The 17,269-nt window shown below is 58.7% G+C and carries 13 protein-coding genes and 3 rRNA genes; 12 read left to right on the top strand and 4 right to left on the bottom strand.

All coding sequences use genetic code 11. The features are described 5' to 3' along the window. The first annotated feature begins 27 nt into the window (after positions 1–27). The 9 genes from folE to panC are packed head-to-tail and all read left to right on the top strand — an operon-like array spanning position 28 to position 6,840. Entirely contained in the window at positions 28–630 is a 603-nt protein-coding gene (gene folE, locus KUF55_RS00380) for a GTP cyclohydrolase I FolE (RefSeq protein WP_255557414.1), read from the top strand. Positions 631–641: 11 nt separating this feature from the next. Next, on the top strand, positions 642–1,559 hold the full coding sequence (gene folP / locus KUF55_RS00385) for a dihydropteroate synthase (RefSeq protein WP_218817659.1): 918 nt from the start codon (positions 642–644) through the stop codon (positions 1,557–1,559). A gap of 10 nt (positions 1,560–1,569) precedes the next feature. Continuing rightward, positions 1,570–1,956, top strand: a complete 387-nt coding sequence (gene folB / locus KUF55_RS00390) for a dihydroneopterin aldolase (RefSeq protein ID WP_245326101.1) — start codon at positions 1,570–1,572, stop codon at positions 1,954–1,956. 5 nt (positions 1,957–1,961) lie between these two features. Beyond that, positions 1,962–2,453 (top strand): 2-amino-4-hydroxy-6-hydroxymethyldihydropteridine diphosphokinase, encoded by a 492-nt coding sequence (gene folK / locus KUF55_RS00395; protein WP_132361287.1) that lies wholly within the window; start codon positions 1,962–1,964, stop codon positions 2,451–2,453. A gap of 4 nt (positions 2,454–2,457) precedes the next feature. Continuing rightward, on the top strand, positions 2,458–2,958 hold the full coding sequence (locus KUF55_RS00400) for a DUF3180 domain-containing protein (protein WP_218817660.1): 501 nt from the start codon (positions 2,458–2,460) through the stop codon (positions 2,956–2,958). After that, a complete protein-coding gene (locus tag KUF55_RS00405; RefSeq protein ID WP_218817661.1) occupies positions 2,939–3,451 on the top strand; it encodes a PH domain-containing protein in 513 nt (170 codons plus the stop codon). The genes KUF55_RS00400 and KUF55_RS00405 overlap by 20 nt, the downstream gene beginning before the upstream one ends. Beyond that, a complete protein-coding gene (locus KUF55_RS00410; protein WP_218817662.1) occupies positions 3,448–4,974 on the top strand; it encodes a PH domain-containing protein in 1,527 nt (508 codons plus the stop codon). The genes KUF55_RS00405 and KUF55_RS00410 overlap by 4 nt, the downstream gene beginning before the upstream one ends. Before the next feature lie 2 nt (positions 4,975–4,976). Next, positions 4,977–5,855 (top strand): Rossmann-like and DUF2520 domain-containing protein, encoded by an 879-nt coding sequence (locus KUF55_RS00415; protein WP_132360935.1) that lies wholly within the window; start codon positions 4,977–4,979, stop codon positions 5,853–5,855. Positions 5,856–5,904: 49 nt separating this feature from the next. Beyond that, positions 5,905–6,840: a pantoate--beta-alanine ligase gene (gene panC / locus KUF55_RS00420; RefSeq protein ID WP_370630934.1), complete on the top strand. Its 936-nt coding sequence runs from the start codon at positions 5,905–5,907 to the stop codon at positions 6,838–6,840. A gap of 13 nt (positions 6,841–6,853) precedes the next feature. On the opposite strand, the gene KUF55_RS00425 is transcribed toward panC, so the two are convergent. Further along, entirely contained in the window at positions 6,854–7,879 is a 1,026-nt protein-coding gene (locus KUF55_RS00425) for a nitronate monooxygenase family protein (protein ID WP_132360937.1), read from the bottom strand. Positions 7,880–8,426: 547 nt separating this feature from the next. Between KUF55_RS00425 and KUF55_RS00430 the strand changes: the two genes are divergently transcribed. Further along, positions 8,427–9,953 (top strand): 16S ribosomal RNA (locus KUF55_RS00430). Positions 9,954–10,051: 98 nt separating this feature from the next. Here the strand turns inward: KUF55_RS00430 and KUF55_RS00435 are convergent. Beyond that, entirely contained in the window at positions 10,052–10,534 is a 483-nt protein-coding gene (locus KUF55_RS00435; RefSeq protein ID WP_218817663.1) for a hypothetical protein, read from the bottom strand. Positions 10,535–10,540: 6 nt separating this feature from the next. Between KUF55_RS00435 and KUF55_RS00440 the strand changes: the two genes are divergently transcribed. Next, positions 10,541–13,673: ribosomal RNA gene (locus KUF55_RS00440) — 23S ribosomal RNA — on the top strand. A gap of 188 nt (positions 13,674–13,861) precedes the next feature. Then, positions 13,862–13,978 (top strand): 5S ribosomal RNA (gene rrf, locus KUF55_RS00445). Together the 16S, 23S and 5S rRNA genes form the textbook arrangement of a ribosomal RNA operon. A gap of 350 nt (positions 13,979–14,328) precedes the next feature. Here the strand turns inward: rrf and KUF55_RS00450 are convergent. Continuing rightward, on the bottom strand, positions 14,329–15,492 hold the full coding sequence (locus KUF55_RS00450) for an IS1249 family transposase (RefSeq protein ID WP_218817664.1): 1,164 nt from the start codon (positions 15,490–15,492) through the stop codon (positions 14,329–14,331). Positions 15,493–15,502: 10 nt separating this feature from the next. Further along, the gene (locus KUF55_RS00455; RefSeq protein ID WP_255557196.1) at positions 15,503–16,711 is read right to left on the bottom strand and encodes an IS1249 family transposase; all 1,209 of its coding nucleotides are present in this window, start codon (positions 16,709–16,711) and stop codon (positions 15,503–15,505) included. Positions 16,712–17,269 lie beyond the last annotated feature (558 nt).

Below are 17,269 nucleotides of genomic sequence, written 5' to 3' on the forward strand. Positions count from 1 at the left end.
CAGGCTAGGATCGGAAGCGTGATTCAGATCGATCAGTTTGAAGATGAGACCATCCAGGGCGCCGGTGGCGTTGACCTGGTCCGGATTGAAAACGCCGTGCGCGAGATCCTTTTTGCCATCGGCGAGGACCCGAATCGCGACGGGCTGTTGGACACACCTAAACGTGTGGCCAAGGCCTACTCGGAGTTTTTTGCCGGCCTGCACGAGGACCCGGCGGACCATCTGAGCACCACCTTTGACATCGAACATGACGAGTTGGTGCTGGTTAAGGACATCTCGTTCTATTCGACCTGCGAGCATCACCTGGTGCCCTTCCACGGCAGCGCGCACGTCGGATACATTCCCGGACCCGAGGGCAAGGTGACCGGGCTGAGCAAGTTGGCCCGCTTGGTGGAGGTTTATGCCCGCCGCCCGCAGGTCCAGGAACGCTTGACCACCCAAATCGTTAACGCTTTGGTTGAGCACCTGAACCCCCGCGGCGCCATCGTCGTGATCGAGTGCGAACACATGTGCATGTCCATGCGAGGCGTCCGCAAACCGGGCGCCAAGACCGTTACCAGCGCCGTCCGTGGCCAACTCCGCGAACCGGCCACCCGCGCAGAGGCCATGAGCCTCATCCTCGGAAAGTAGGAAACACCCCCATGTCACTTGGAGCGATCCCCGGAACCGGCCCGGCCACCAGCCCGATGCCCATCATCCGCAAATCCACCGCCCGCACCATGGCAGATCTGCCAAGCGATCGCACACTTGTCATGGGGATCCTGAACATCAACGACGATTCCTTCTCCGATGGGGGGAAGTATCTGTTGGTTGATGACGCCATCTCCCACGGTCTGGCCATGTACTACGGCGGGGCGGACATCATCGACATTGGCGGGGAATCCACCCGTCCCGGTGCGGTACCGGTGGACCCGGCGGTCGAACAGGCTCGCATCCTTCCGGTGATCACCGCGCTGGCCAAGGCCGGATCGATCATCTCGGTTGATACCATGCATACCTCCACCGCCCGGGCCGCCCTGGCCGCGGGTGCGCACATCATCAACGACGTCTCGGGACTGACCCACGAACCCGATATGCCGGCACTAATGGCACAAACCGGCGCCCCCTACGTGCTGATGCACCGCCGTGGGGACGCCGGGAACATGGTCACCGAGGCCAACTACACCGACGTGGTCTCCGAGGTTCTGGCGGAACTCGAAGAATTGCGCTCACGCTTTATCGCCGCCGGCGTGAAGCCAGAAGCCCTCATCCTTGATCCGGGGCTCGGCTTCGCCAAGGATCACGAACACAATTGGGATTTGCTGCGCGCCCTAGACCGCTTCACCGCGCTGGGTCACCGCGTCTTGGTGGGCACCAGCCGCAAGCGCTTTTTGGGCGAATTGCTCCGCCAGGATGGCAAGCCGGCGGCTCCCGCCGAGCGCGACGCCGCCACCGCCGCCACCAGCGCACTGGCAGCGGCCAACGGCGCCTGGGGCGTTCGTGTGCATGACGTGCCGTCCTCTCTGGCCGCCATCAAGGTCGCCGGTGCGTGGATGAATTCCCGCATCCCGGCGCTCTAGGCCCGAATCCATGGGCATCTCCAACACCATGCGCAGCGATACCATTACCCTCTCCGGCATTACCGCGGTGGGCTACCACGGCGTATTTGAGCACGAAAAGCGTGACGGCCAGCCCTTTACCCTGGACGTGGTGTTGCATACCGACATCCGCCGCGCGGCAGCCAGCGATAACGTCGCCGACACGGCGCACTATGGCGAACTCGGCGAGCTGGTGGTGACCCAGATTCAGGACGGCCCCTGGGACCTGATTGAGACCCTGGCGGAAAAGACCGCCGCGGCGATTCTTGCCTCTTTCCCCACCGTGATGGGGGTGGAGGTCATCGTGCACAAGCCCAAGGCACCGATCACCGTGACGTTTAGTGACGTCACCATCCACATTTATCGCGAACGGGAGTGAGTCTGATGGTTTCGTGCCTGCTGGCCCTCGGTTCGAACCTCGGTGAACGCGCAGGTACCTTGGCCGCGGCAGTTGCCGAGCTGGGCTCCACTCCCGGGATCGAGCTGGTAGCGGTCTCGGATACCGCCGTGACCAAGCCCGTGGGTGGTCCGGAAGGACAGCCCGACTTCCTGAATCTGGTGGTGCGCATCAATACCAGCCTGGAACCACTGGACCTTCTTGCCGCGTGCCAGAGCATTGAAGCCGAACACCACCGCACCCGCGAGGTGCGTTGGGGACCGCGCACCCTGGACATCGATGTGATCACCTACGGGCAGAGTCAAAGCACCGATCCGGTGCTCACGCTGCCACACCCGCGAGCAGCGATCCGCGGTTTTGTGCTGGTGCCCTGGGCCTGGATGGAACCAGATGCACAGCTTAACGGCCAACGGGTTAGTGAACTTGCCGCGGCCGCGGCCGATACTCCGGAGATCCGTCGCGCTCGGGCGGGGGCCTAGAGTCATGAATTCCTTGCGGCCACTGTGGGTTTTCACGGTGCTTCTTCTGGGGATGGTTGCCGGTTACGCCAGCCAGATTCTCGCCACCGCTGCCGGCTACCCGGTTCCGCTGCTGCACCTGACCTCACTGGTGACCATGGGGGCAGCAAGCCTGTTCACCCTAGTCATGGGCATCCGCATTAAGCGGTTCACCAGTGGGAAGAGCACTAAACGGGTCAATCCGATCACCGCAGCCCGCACTCTGGTGCTGGCCCAGGCCAATGTTTATGCTGGCACCACCATCGCCGGGTGGCATGGCGGAATCCTCTTGGGCCTGTTTACCGCATCCGGGATGGGAAGTATGGCCGTGAAATCATCCTTGGTGATGATCGGTGGCGCCCTGGTGATGGTTATCGTGGGATGGGTTGTGGAACAGTTCTGCAAACTACCACCGGAAGATCCCTCGCCTCCGGAGGCCAAGACCGAGGGCAAGGACGATCAAGGATATGCAGCAGGAACCAATTGACCCGCAGGGACTGACCTGGACCCGAGTGTCCCCCAGCTACACGAAGGTGCGCCTGGTGGGTTGGGGCATTGGTGCGTTGCTGATGCTGCTGGTGCTCTGTCTGCCGTTGGTGCTACGCCTCACCGGGGTATGGGCAGGCTTCCCGCTCTGGCTGGCCATCGCCGCCCCCGCGCTCACACTCCTGATCGATATCATTCGCCTGATGCTGATCCCACGCCAGGTGGCGGCCATCGGTTATGCCGAGCGCGAGGATGATCTGCTGGTGCGCCAGGGCCTGATGTTTCAAAAGGTCCTGGTGATTCCCTACGGCCGGATGCAATTCGTCGATGTCGCGGTGGGCCCGATCGATCGAATGTTGGGGCTGTGCAAGGTGAAACTCCATACCGCCGCCGCCGATGCCACCGCCGAGATTCCCGGCCTGCCAATGGCCGAGGGAACGCGTCTGCGTGAGGCACTGACAGCGCGCGGCGAAGCTCGATTGGCCGGACTATGAGTGCCGGCCCCACCCCCGACTCCGGGTTTATTAGCGAATCGGCGCCGGATCCAACCGAACCGTGGCAGCGGGTTCACCCGGCCTCACCGCTGGTGCGCGGCTGGCTGGCGGTCATTGCCGTGGCCTTCGTCTACGGACAAAACATGCTTTCTTCCCTCGTGGAGGGCGAAGACCCCTATCCGGCACCCGAGGTCGTCTCCCAGACGCCACTCTTGGTGCCGCTGCTCATTGGCGCAGGCATTTTATTGCTGGTGTTGCTGGGATTCTTTGGCACCTGGTGGTTCACTAAGTACCAAATCACCGACCGGCACGTGAACGTCAACTCCGGGATGATTTTTAGGCAGCAACGGCAGGCCCGCATCGATCGAGTGCAGTCCATCGACATTGCCCAACCCTTGGTGGCTCGGATCCTTGGCTTGGCCGAGCTCCGATTTGATGTTGCAGATTCCGGCTCCTCCGCCATGCACCTATCCTTTGTGAAGCTATCGGTGGCCCGCGATTTGCGCACCACCATCCTGGCGCGGGCAGCCGGCCATCCCTCACTCCCCGCCGTGCAGGAGTCCGAGAGCGCCGCCGCTGCGGGGCCGGTGGCCGAGTCGAACCCGGAAACCGGCGTCGCGACGACACCCTTCGTGGGAACCGACGAGCGCGTGGTGCTCCGAGTGCCCGTCGCTCGGCTGATCATCTCCATGGTCTTACGCCCGGTGAGCATCACCCTCGTTCTCGGCATTATCGTCGCGGCCGTGCTGATGTCTCTCATCGATGGGTTCACCCCCTTTTACTTGCTTCCCGCTTTCCTGGGCATGGGCACCGCACTGTGGAACAACCTGAACACCGGCTACAACTTCACCGCTGCCACCAGCGCCGAGGGCCTGCGCCTGAGCTACGGATTGCTTGATACCCGTCACCAGAGTGTGCCGCCGGGACGGGTGGCCGCCATCAAGATCAGTGCTCCGCTGCTGTGGCGGAAGCTGGGTTGGTACAAGATGTCGGTGAACGTGGCCGGCATTGGCGGGGACGATGCCAACGACGGAGGATCACGCAGCGTGCTACTGCCCGTGGGGACCTTCGAAGACGTCTTGGCGGTGCTTTCGGTGGTCCTGCCCGACCCCGGAACAGCAAATCCGCGCGCATTCTTCGCCGCTGCGGTCAACGGAGCGGGCACCGATTTTGGTTTCATCACCTCCCCGGCACGCATTCGCCCGCTGGCTCCGTTGGCTCATTCCCGACAGGGTTACGCGCTGACCACCACCGCATTGGTGGCACGCAATGGGGCATTGCACCGCACCCTGGCCATCGTCCCGCACGCCCGCACTCAGGGGTTGAGCCTGAAGCAGGGACCGCTGGCTCGTCGGTTTGCGGTGGCGGACCTATACTTGTCGACCATTGCGGGCCCCGTGACGCCGGTGGTGCGCCAACTGGATATTAGGCACGGTCGCGAGCTGTTCCTCGAACAGGCGGATCGGGCGGCTGCCGCACGCAAAACCACGGACTCAAATCATTGGCTGGAAAAAGGAATATGAACATGGGTAAGCCGGGACGCCTAGGCGTAGGCATCATCGGTGCAGGTAAGGTCGGTGCGGTCCTCGGGGCGGCACTGCGCGCCGCCGAGCATCAGATCGTCGGAGTCCATGCGGTCTCCGAGACCTCGCGTGATCGCGCAGAACTGCTGCTTCCCGGTGTGCCGGTGCTGCAGATTCCCGAGATCCTACGCCGTGCCGAGCTGGTGATCTTGGCGGTGCCCGACGATGCGTTGGCCGAACTGGTTCAGGGCCTTGCCGATGCGGGCCATTGGCAGGTGGGGCAGTTGGTGGTGCATACCGCCGGACGTTACGGCACCGCGGTGTTGGCACCGGCCATGGCGGCCGGAGCCATCGGGCTGGCCATCCACCCGGCCATGACGTTCACCGGGATGAGCATGGACCTAGACCGGCTCACCGATTGCGTCTTTGGCATCACTGCAGCGAACATGGTGCTGCCGATCGCTCAGGCGCTGGTGGTCGAAATGGGCGGAGAGCCGGTGGTGATCGCGGAAGACGATCGGGTCAAGTACCACCTGGCCTTGGCCCATGCCTCCAATCATCTGGTGACGGTAGCGGGACAGTCCGCGGGGATTCTGAAGGGGATCGGGGTTGAGTCCCCGGCCCGGATGCTCTCCGCCCTCATGCGCGCCTCATTGGAGAATGCGTTGGCCTCAGGGGAGGGTGCATTGACCGGACCGGTGGTCCGCGGAGACGTTCGAACGGTGGCTGCCCACCGCGCGGCGTTGGAATCCGAGGATATTTCTCCCGACACTCGCGAGGGCTATCTAGCCATGAGCCGTGCCACCGCCCTGCGTGCTCACGCCCGCGGGCTGATCACCAGCCAGCGGCTTGATGACATCCTGGCTGCATTGGGCCAATAGGCCCTCGGCGGTGAGTGGCAAGCTGTGAAGCCAGCGATAAACTGACTTGGTGATCACACCAGCAGATTCCGCCCGTCGAACGCCCCTGCTCGTCCGGAGCGCAGCAGAACTTTCCACCGCCATCCAGCGCGCCCTCGAGGCTAGCGAACCGCGGGAGGGACGGGCAACACTAGGGCTGGTGCCCACCATGGGCGCATTGCACTCGGGCCATGCGTCATTGGTGTCCACCGCCAGGGAGCAAAATGATGTCCTGGTGGTCAGTATCTTCGTCAACGAGCTGCAGTTTAATGACCAGGCTGATTTCAACCGCTACCCACGCACTCTTGATGCAGACGTTGAGCTGCTGGCCCGCGCCGGTGTCGACATTGTTTTTGCTCCGGAGGCGACGGAGGTTTACCCCGATGGCCGCCCGCTCATTAAGATTGATTCCGGGGACCTGGGCCTGAAGTTTGAGGGTGCAGCGCGCCCGGGACACTTTGACGGGATGCTGGCTGTGGTGGCTAAGCTGCTCCACTTTGCCATGCCACCTGCCGCGCTGGGGGTCCCCACCGCTTATCGCGCCTACTTTGGCCAAAAGGACGCCCAGCAGCTGGTGCTCATCAAACGCATGGTGGCTGATCTGAACTACCCCGTCGAAATTTGCTCGGTTCCGATCATCCGCAGCGCAGAGGGTTTGGCCCTTTCCAGTCGCAACCAATTCCTGACCGCCGAACAGGCTCAAGCCGCCTTGGTCATTCACCGAGCTCTGAGCTTAGTGAGGGAACGGGCGGATAGGCACGAACCGCTCTATCTGGAGGATGTAGCGGGATTATTTGCCATGGAACCGTTGGTTGAGCTGGATTACTTTGAATTGGTTGACCCGCGGACCTTGCAGGAGCTGGCCTTCAATTGCCAAGACACCCCCTTCACCGGTGAGGGCCTTCTGCTGGTGGCGGCGAAGGTCGGCGAGGTACGGCTCATCGACAATATGACCTTGGGCTACTGAACTACTAGAAGTGTTAGGCGGTGCCGGGGCGATCCCAACGGTGCGCCGCCTCCTGGAGTACCGCGCGGAAGGCCGAAAGGTCCGCGATGATCTCCGCGGCGCTCTGCCCTACCGTTGAGAGCCCGGCCGACTGGCCGGCATATACCGGAGCCAGTGTTGGGTCAGCCTTGTCGCGGGCGGCATTAACGGAGTTGGTGAGTGTCTCATCAACGGCAACCGCGGCACTGAGGTCCTCAATGCGCTCGGCCCACGCGTCACTGAAATTGTTGCGGAGGGCTCTCCCACCGAATTCCGAGGGCCACGCGATGCGTTGGGCAATATCAAAGGCCCGTGTATATACGGTGTCATCCACTCCTGCCGCTCCGATTGCCTCCTTGATATTGTGCTGACTCATGGATTCGTTGGCGGCAGCAAAGCGTGTGCCGATCCAAGCGGCAGATGCGCCAGCGCCCAGCACTGCCGCAACTCCTCTGGAAGTGGCCAGTCCGCCGGCAGCTATGACCGGCTTGCTGGTCTGCTCCAATGCGAGCTGGAGTAAGGGGAGTGTGGAGACCTCGTTGCGCCCGTGTCCGCCGCCCTCATTGCCACGGCAGATCACTACATCGATGTCCTCTTCTAAGGCGCGGGACAGATCGGCCGCATTTCCGACCTGCATACCTACCAGCGCACCGGAGTCATGGGCCAGTGCCGCGGCCGGGCCAGGCTCCCCAAAACTGATGCAGACAAAGGCAGGATTGTGGGCTAGCACCTGGCGTAGCGGATCCAAGGAGCCTTCCAATACCCATGCCATGAGCCCAGCCCCCCATTTATGTCCGGCGGCGGCCGCTAGCGAAGCTTCCCGATCGATCCACTCCGCGGTGACATTCCCTCCGAGGCCGAGCATGCCGAACCCGCCAGCCGCCGAAACAGCAGCGGCAAGTGCTCCGCCGGCGGCCCCGGCCATGGAAGCGTTAAAGATCGGCTCGGTGAAACCGAGCGCATCCTGTAGTGAGTCATTCCGGTGTGTGCTGGTGGAGAGCTTTTCTGGAAGTTCAGGCATGTTTATAGTCTATGACCCACTCGCGTGCCGGCTGTGATGCAGCGCTCAATGACGATTTTTTGTCCAGATACTTCGAAACTCGGACACAAAATGCTGGTAATCCGGGGTTTTTCGGGGGTTTTTGGTGCTTTGGTGCGGGTACTCGTCGTTTGGACAATGGTGCCAATGACGCGTAGAGTTATTTCTCGCACCGAGCACTGCTTGCTAGCCCGAAAGGGTGACTGGCAGTCCGGAATGCGATGAATTCCATTTGAACTTCGGAAGTCGTTTTGACTTTGTTGTTTGATTCGGACTAAGATTTAAAAGTTGCTCCAGAACGAAGCGGCCGGAACATTGTTTTCTGGTGGTGGTGTTGGAAGTGTCTGTTGTTTGAGAACTCAATAGTGTGCCAAGTTTGTTGATACCAATTTATTTATTTTATTGGTGAATGGCTTCAAGGTTTGCACCCCCCGGTGTGGATGCTTGAGGCAATTTGCCAGGATGTTTTTACTTGGTGCAACCCGGTCGACTTTTTCCAGTTGGCGTGTTGGTTGTGTCTGTATATTTTTTTACGGAGAGTTTGATCCTGGCTCAGGATGAACGCTGGCGGCGTGCTTAACACATGCAAGTCGAACGATGACTTTTGTGCTTGCACAGAATGATTAGTGGCGAACGGGTGAGTAACACGTGAGTAACCTGCCCCTGACTCTGGGATAAGCCTGGGAAACTGGGTCTAATACTGGATATGCACCGTAGACCGCATGGTTTTTGGTGGAAAGAATTTTGGTCAGGGATGGACTCGCGGCCTATCAGCTTGTTGGTGAGGTAATGGCTCACCAAGGCGACGACGGGTAGCCGGCCTGAGAGGGTGACCGGCCACACTGGGACTGAGACACGGCCCAGACTCCTACGGGAGGCAGCAGTGGGGAATATTGCACAATGGGCGAAAGCCTGATGCAGCGACGCCGCGTGAGGGATGACGGCCTTCGGGTTGTAAACCTCTTTCAGTAGGGAAGAAGCGAAAGTGACGGTACCTGCAGAAGAAGCGCCGGCTAACTACGTGCCAGCAGCCGCGGTAATACGTAGGGCGCAAGCGTTATCCGGAATTATTGGGCGTAAAGAGCTCGTAGGCGGTTTGTCGCGTCTGCCGTGAAAGTCCGAGGCTCAACTTCGGATCTGCGGTGGGTACGGGCAGACTAGAGTGATGTAGGGGAGACTGGAATTCCTGGTGTAGCGGTGAAATGCGCAGATATCAGGAGGAACACCGATGGCGAAGGCAGGTCTCTGGGCATCTACTGACGCTGAGGAGCGAAAGCATGGGGAGCGAACAGGATTAGATACCCTGGTAGTCCATGCCGTAAACGTTGGGCACTAGGTGTGGGGGACATTCCACGTTTTCCGCGCCGTAGCTAACGCATTAAGTGCCCCGCCTGGGGAGTACGGCCGCAAGGCTAAAACTCAAAGGAATTGACGGGGGCCCGCACAAGCGGCGGAGCATGCGGATTAATTCGATGCAACGCGAAGAACCTTACCAAGGCTTGACATGTGCTAGATCGCCATAGAAATATGGTTTCCCCTTTGGGGCTGGTTCACAGGTGGTGCATGGTTGTCGTCAGCTCGTGTCGTGAGATGTTGGGTTAAGTCCCGCAACGAGCGCAACCCTCGTTCTATGTTGCCAGCACGTTATGGTGGGGACTCATAGGAGACTGCCGGGGTCAACTCGGAGGAAGGTGGGGACGACGTCAAATCATCATGCCCCTTATGTCTTGGGCTTCACGCATGCTACAATGGCCGGTACAATGGGTTGCGATACTGTGAGGTGGAGCTAATCCCAAAAAGCCGGTCTCAGTTCGGATTGGGGTCTGCAACTCGACCCCATGAAGTCGGAGTCGCTAGTAATCGCAGATCAGCAACGCTGCGGTGAATACGTTCCCGGGCCTTGTACACACCGCCCGTCAAGTCACGAAAGTTGGTAACACCCGAAGCCGGTGGCCTAACCCCTTGTGGGAGGGAGCCGTCGAAGGTGGGACTGGCGATTGGGACTAAGTCGTAACAAGGTAGCCGTACCGGAAGGTGCGGCTGGATCACCTCCTTTCTAAGGAGCAACTAACACCTTCGCAGGCACATCAAAGTATGTGTTTTGTGGGTGTTCAGTGCTGCTCGTATCCATCACTTGTGTTGATGGGCGAGTGCTCAAGGGTGGAATATCAACAAATTATGGCTGTTCATGTTGTGGAGGTTGTTTTTAGTACGCTCGCTTGCGGGTTGGAATGAGATGAGTTCTATGAGGTGGATGGTTTTTGGCACACTGTTGGGTCCTGAAATAACAGGCTCCGACTTTTCTTGTATGCCCTTTGGGGTGTGTGAGGGGGTTGGTGGGTTTGTTGTTTTAGTGTTGTCCCGCGCATGGCCTAAGCGAGCATGGTGCGCACCTTTGGGTGTGTGGTGTTGGTGGTGGGTGTGATGGGGTTGTTGTTTGGGAACTGTATAGTGGACGCGAGCATCTTGTGAAACAGGATTGACTGATAACTCTTTTGGGGTTGTTGGTTGGTTTGTTTGTTTTGCAAAGCAATTTCTTATGATAATGAATCTTGGTGCACATAACTCTTTTAGGGTTGTGTGTTTTCTTGATTCTTTCGATTGTAATGTTTTAGCGCTTGTAATTATTTTGATCATGTTTGTGGTCAAGTTTTTAAGGGCGCACGGTGGATGCCTTGGCATTGGGAGCCGAAGAAGGACGTGGGAATCTGCGATAAGCCTGGAGGAGTCGATAACCGGACGTTGATACCAGGATTTCCGAATGGGGAAACCCCGTACGGTGTTATGCCGTATGACCCGTAGCTGAACACATAGGCTACGTGGAGGGAACGAGGGGAAGTGAAACATCTCAGTACCCTCAGGAAGAGAAAACAATAGTGATTCCGTTAGTAGTGGCGAGCGAACGCGGATGGGGCTAAACCGAGCCATGTGTGATAGCCGGCGGGCGTTGCATGGTCGGGGTTGTGGGACTTTCCGTATCAGTTCTGCCGGACTGGTGAAGTGAGGTGCGGGCGTATAGGCGAATCGGTTTGAATGCCGGACCGTAGAGGGTGAGAGTCCCGTAGTGCTAATGCGTTCCGCCGCTTTGTGGAAGTATCCCAAGTAGGACGGGGCCCGAGAAATCCCGTTTGAATCTGCCAGGACCACCTGGTAAGCCTAAATACTACCCAATGACCGATAGCGGATAAGTACCGTGAGGGAATGGTGAAAAGTACCCCGGGAGGGGAGTGAAATAGTACCTGAAACCGTGCGCTTACAATCCGTTGGAGCCTCCTTGTTGGGGTGACAGCGTGCCTTTTGAAGAATGAGCCTGCGAGTTAGTGTTACGTCGCGAGGTTAACCCGTGTGGGGAAGCCGTAGCGAAAGCGAGTCTGAATAGGGCGAGTTAGTGGCGTGATCTAGACCCGAAGCGAAGTGATCTACCCATGGCCAGGTTGAAGCGCGTGTAAGAGCGCGTGGAGGACCGAACCCACTTCAGTTGAAAATGGAGGGGATGAGCTGTGGGTAGGGGTGAAAGGCCAATCAAACTTCGTGATAGCTGGTTCTCCCCGAAATGCATTTAGGTGCAGCGTTGCGTGTTTCTTATCGGAGGTAGAGCTACTGGATGGCTAATGGGCCCTACAAGGTTACTGACGTCAGCCAAACTCCGAATGCCGATAAGTGAGAGCGCAGCAGTGAGACTGTGGGGGATAAGCTTCATAGTCGAGAGGGAAACAGCCCAGAACGCCAACTAAGGCCCCTAAGCGTGTGCTAAGTGGAAAAGGATGTGGAGTTGCGAAGACAACCAGGAGGTTGGCTTAGAAGCAGCCACCCTTGAAAGAGTGCGTAATAGCTCACTGGTCAAGTGATTCCGCGCCGACAATGTAGCGGGGCTCAAGCACACCGCCGAAGTTGCGTCATTCATATATTTTGGTAGGCCTTCGTGGTCCAGCCGTATGGATGGGTAGGGGAGCGTCGTGTGGGCAGTGAAGTCGCGGTGTAAACCAGCGGTGGAGCCCACACGAGTGAGAATGCAGGCATGAGTAGCGAATGACGGGTGAGAAACCCGTCCGCCGAATGATCAAGGGTTCCAGGGTCAAGCTAATCTGCCCTGGGTAAGTCGGGACCTAAGGCGAGGCCGACAGGCGTAGTCGATGGACAACGGGTTGATATTCCCGTACCGGCGAAAAACCGTCCATATTGAACTGGTAATGCTAACCACCCCAAAGACCCTTTTGATGTTCCTTCGGGAATGTTGTTGGGTGTGCGGCGTGGGACCCGAGCCAGGGAGGTAAGCGTATTAACAGGTGTGACGCAGGAAGGTAGCCGAGCCAGGCAATGGAATTGACCTGGTCCAAGGGTGTAGGACGAGTCGTAGGCAAATCCGCGATTCATATAAGTCTGAGACCTGATAGGCGCCCCTTTTGGGGGGTGATTCGGTGATCCTATGCTGCCAAGAAAAGCATCGACGCGAGGTTTTAGCCGCCCGTACCCCAAACCGACACAGGTGATCAGGTAGAGAATACTAAGGCGATCGAGAGAATCATGGTTAAGGAACTCGGCAAAATGCCCCCGTAACTTCGGGAGAAGGGGGGCCTGCCTCGTGAAAGAACCTAGCGTTCTGGAGCGGGTGTGGGCCGCAGAGACCAGGGGGAAGCGACTGTTTACTAAAAACACAGGTCCGTGCGAAGTCGCAAGACGATGTATACGGACTGACTCCTGCCCGGTGCTGGAAGGTTAAGAGGACCGGTTAGCTCTTTGGAGCGAAGCTGAGAATTTAAGCCCCAGTAAACGGCGGTGGTAACTATAACCATCCTAAGGTAGCGAAATTCCTTGTCGGGTAAGTTCCGACCTGCACGAATGGAGTAACGACTTCCCCGCTGTCTCAACCATGAACTCGGCGAAATTGCACTACGAGTAAAGATGCTCGTTACGCGCAGCAGGACGGAAAGACCCCGAGACCTTTACTATAGTTTGGTATTGGTGTTCGGTGCAGCTTGTGTAGGATAGGTGGGAGACTGTGAAGCTCGGACGCTAGTTCGGGTGGAGTCATCGTTGAAATACCACTCTGGCTGTACCGGTCACCTAACTTCGGCCCATGATCTGGGTCAGGGACAGTGCCTGATGGGTAGTTTAACTGGGGCGGTTGCCTCCTAAAGAGTAACGGAGGCGCCCAAAGGTTCCCTCAGCCTGGTTGGCAATCAGGTGTCGAGTGTAAGTGCACAAGGGAGCTTGACTGTGAGAGCGACAGCTCGAGCAGGGACGAAAGTCGGGACTAGTGATCCGGCGGCACGTTGTGGAACGGCCGTCGCTCAACGGATAAAAGGTACCTCGGGGATAACAGGCTGATCTTGCCCAAGAGTCCATATCGACGGCATGGTTTGGCACCTCGATGTCGGCTCGTCGCATCCTGGGGCTGGAGTAGGTCCCAAGGGTTGGGCTGTTCGCCCATTAAAGCGGTACGCGAGCTGGGTTTAGAACGTCGTGAGACAGTTCGGTCCCTATCCGCTGCGCGCGCAGGAAATTTGAGAAGAGCTGTCCTTAGTACGAGAGGACCGGGACGGACGAACCTCTGGTGTGTCAGTTGTACTGCCAAGTGCACCGCTGATTAGCTACGTTCGGAAGGGATAACCGCTGAAAGCATCTAAGCGGGAAGCCCACTTCGAGATGAGATTTCCATACACTTTTGAGTGTGAGAGGCCCCCAGCCAGACCACTGGGTTGATAGGCAGGATGTGGAAGCGAGGACTAAAGACTCGTGAAGCTGACCTGTACTAATAGGCCGACAACTTAAACCACAAACACCATTACCACCGAACATGTTCGGTGGTTGGCAAGAAACGCTGCGTCCACTATACGGTCCCGAAACAACAAACCCATTTGTTTTTCGCGGAATCAACAACATATACAACCACTATTGTGGTCGTAACCCATAGATTCACCACCCCTGGGCAGAAATGTCGCATGTAGGGGTTGGTACTAGAGTTACGGCGGTCATAGCGTGGGGGAAACGCCCGGTCCCATACCGAACCCGGAAGCTAAGACCCACTGCGCCGATGGTACTGCACTCGGGAGGGTGTGGGAGAGTAGGTCACCGCCGGACAATATTTTGTTCCGAAACCCTCAAACACTGACGTGTTTGGGGGTTTCGATGTTTAACACCCACAAGACCACTCCTTGATGGGGTCGGGTTCTGTCGGCTCACACCGACAGAACCCGACCCCTTTTTGCGTTAAGCAGACTCCCGCAGCACTCAAAGCCCTGGCCACACCAGGCCTATAGGACAAAAAGTGTGTCTGCCCCGGGTGTGTCACCCGGGGCTTTCTCATGTCAGGGCACGGTTTAGCAGGGCCGGCCGGCCCATCCCTTCCTGGCCCAAAGACCGGCTTATAGGCAAAAAAGTGTGTCTGCCCCGGGTGTGTCACCCGGGGCTGTGCCATGTCAGAGCATGATTCAGCAGGGTCTGCCGGCCCATCCTTTTCTGACCCAGAGCCCTTCGGCTTCAGTCAGTGCGGTGCCGATGAGTTCCGGCCCAATCGTTTCCTCCTGGATCTGCTTCTTCACTGGTTTCGTGTTGAGGTGTTCAGGCCGGATGAGAGTGTGCGGTTCAGTTGGTTTCTCACTGTGGGAGTAGAGCCACCATTCGACCGCCCGTTTCGCATGGGCCGGCGGCATGCCACGGTGCCCGCGCAGCAGCGCACGGAGCTGAGTGTTAACGCCGCCCTCGATGTGGTTGGTTGTCGAAGCGATGGCCAGCCCATCAAATTCTGGCTCCAGGTAGGTGAAGAGCTCACCACTGCGCACCAGCCGTTCGAGGAGTTTGTAGGCCGAACGTAGGCGAGTGTGGGTGTACCACCAGGTTTGGGTGGGCTTCACACCTTTGGGCCGGTGGCCGCCAGGTCCCGCCGGGTAGGTGCGTTCCTTGATCACGTCCCCGAAGGTGTGGTGCCATTCCTGCAGCGCTTGCATCCACTGGGTGGCGTGTTCTCGGGTCTTGATGCGTGTCAGGGCAAGGGAAATTCGCCGAAGGGCTCTTCCCGCGTCCGTTCGTGGTCGCAGGGTCAGATAAGTGCGCACGTTGCGTTGGACATGGACCAGGCAGCGTTGAACGCGAGTCTCTGGCCACGCTTGCGACAGTGCTGCCGCTAGCCCAGAGCCACCGTCAATGATCACGACCCGGGGTGCTGGGAACTGTTCCAGCAACGCTATCCAGGCCACCCTCTTTTCACTATCGCACCACTGCCAGCCAATGGTTTTGCCGTTGGCAATCGCGATCAGGCAACACCACCCACGTCCTAGATAGATGCCGTCCATTTGGATCTGCAGGTGGACTTCGCCGGTGGGCGCTAGGGATGGTTCGATCGCCCAACACCACTGGGTGTTATGTCGGAGGGTTCTACCCGTGCCGGGGTTGTAGGAGGCCTGGGACTGTTTCCCCAAGATCCATTGGAGGAACAGGTTTAGCTCGGCTCGACGTTTCAGGTCAGGGCGCTTCTTGACACTGCTGGCCCCGCAGTGGATGCACCTCCAGCGTTGGGTTCCGACTGAGGTCTTTCCATTGCGTTTCAGGGCAGATCCGCATACTTCACATTGCTTCGATTTTCCAGAACCATTCACGGTTAATGGCTCAAAGGTATAAGAAACCTCGTTCTACTGCGCCATCGTTGGGAAGCAGGCCCCTCGCGGACACACTTTTCGGCCTATACGCCCAAAGACCTTCCTCCGGACTGAATCCCGTGCCCAACGTTTCGGGTCCGATCTGTTCTTCCTCATGTATTGCCTTGGGTGCCGGCTTCAGATGTTCGGGACGGATGAGAGTGTGCGGCGCGGCAGGTTTCTCGCTGTGAGTGTAGAGCCACCATTCGACGGCGCGTTTGGCATGGGCTGGAGGCATCCCACGGTGGTTGCGCAACAAGGCGCGCAGGTGAGTGTTGACCCCACCCTCAATCTTGTTGGTCGTCGAGTCGACACCAACGTCGATGAGTTCAGGATGCAGGTACGTGAATAGGTGCCCATTCTTAGCCAGACGTTCCATCAGTCGGTAGGCCTTGCGCAGCCGGTCGTGCGTGTACCACCAGGCTTGGTTTGAACGGACCCCGGCCGGCCGGAAGCCTGCGGGCCCCTGTTGGTAGGAGCGTTGCTTGATCAGGTCCCCGTGTTCGGTATTCCACTGGTTCAGCACTTGGACCCAGGCGGCGGCCTCTTCGGTGGTCTTCAGCCGCGTCAGCGCTAGGGAGATACGACGCAGGGCCCGCCCGGCATCGGTGCGAGGCCGCAACGTCAGGTAGGTGCGAACGTTGCGCTGGACATGGACGAGGCAGCGCTGGATTCTGGTCTCGGGCCACGCCCGAGACAGGGCTGAGGCCAGCCCCGATCCGCCGTCGATGACCACCGCGCGCGGGGCCGGGATCAGTTCCATCAGCGCCAGCCAGGCTGCCGACTTTTCGGTGTCGCACCACTGCCAGCCGATGACGTGCCCGTTGGCGATTGCTATCAGGCAGCACCATCCCCGACCTAGGTAGATGCCGTCCATCTGGACTTGGCCGTGGATCTCTCCGGTCACCGCGAGGGTGGGTTCAATGTTCCAGCACCACTGCGTGGAGCGACGGAAGGTTCGACCGCCACCGGGTCCGATCTCTGCTTGGGAATCCTTGCCCATGAGCCACTGCACGAATTGGTCCAGTTCGGCTTTGCGGGCTAGGTCGTGACGTTTGCGGACGCTGCTGGCGCCGCAGTTAATGCATCTCCAGCGTTGGGTCCCTGCGGTCGTCTTTCCATTGCGTTTCAGCCGAGATCCGCATACATCACAGTGCTTCGATTTTCTAGAACCATTCACGGTTAATGGCTCAAGGCTATAAGAAACCTTGTCCTGCCGCGCTACCGTTGGGAAGCAGGCCCCTCACAGACACACTTTCTGTCCTATAAGCCCCACACCAACCCCAACCAACCAGCACGAAGCAGCACTTGAGTAAGTCTCGGGGAGAAGCATCGGTCGAGATCGCCGGCATTGATGCAATCCGCGGAAAAATTGCTCCTTTGAAAAGGAGCTGGGCCACACGCTGACTCGTCTGGCTATCCTTTGATCATTTTCATGATGTGCCAGAGACAAGATTTGCAACTAATGGACGCTAATTCATTGGTCGCTGTGCTCAGCCGTTAATCCAATGAGAGTCTTGGCAACGGGTCCTGGACGTTGTGACGGGCAAATCGGAGGCTGGTCACCTCGACAATCCGGATCTGCCAGTGAGTATTTCGTCTTGGCGTGTGGTGCTGAAGAGTGTGACTCGTTGGTGAATATTTGCTTGTTTGGGGGCCAGCAATATTGCGCTTGGGGTCCACCCCGAAAAAACAGGAATATTGTCCGTGGGGGCCACCCGTAGCGTTCTTGGGAGCC

The organism is Paeniglutamicibacter sp. Y32M11 (assembly GCF_019285735.1).
Classification (GTDB): domain Bacteria; phylum Actinomycetota; class Actinomycetes; order Actinomycetales; family Micrococcaceae; genus Paeniglutamicibacter.

Bases quoted from the DNA above. Each gene is read 5' to 3' on its own strand.
- folP (WP_218817659.1), top strand. From the start codon at position 642: ATGTCACTTGGAGCGATCCCCGGAACCGGCCCGGCCACCAGCCCGATG.
- folB (WP_245326101.1), top strand. From the start codon at position 1,570: ATGGGCATCTCCAACACCATGCGCAGCGATACCATTACCCTCTCCGGC.
- folK (WP_132361287.1), top strand. From the start codon at position 1,962: ATGGTTTCGTGCCTGCTGGCCCTCGGTTCGAACCTCGGTGAACGCGCA.
- KUF55_RS00400 (WP_218817660.1), top strand. From the start codon at position 2,458: ATGAATTCCTTGCGGCCACTGTGGGTTTTCACGGTGCTTCTTCTGGGG.
- KUF55_RS00405 (WP_218817661.1), top strand. From the start codon at position 2,939: ATGCAGCAGGAACCAATTGACCCGCAGGGACTGACCTGGACCCGAGTG.
- KUF55_RS00410 (WP_218817662.1), top strand. From the start codon at position 3,448: ATGAGTGCCGGCCCCACCCCCGACTCCGGGTTTATTAGCGAATCGGCG.
- KUF55_RS00415 (WP_132360935.1), top strand. From the start codon at position 4,977: ATGGGTAAGCCGGGACGCCTAGGCGTAGGCATCATCGGTGCAGGTAAG.
- KUF55_RS00425 (WP_132360937.1), bottom strand. From the start codon at position 7,879: ATGCCTGAACTTCCAGAAAAGCTCTCCACCAGCACACACCGGAATGAC.
- KUF55_RS00435 (WP_218817663.1), bottom strand. From the start codon at position 10,534: ATGATCAAAATAATTACAAGCGCTAAAACATTACAATCGAAAGAATCA.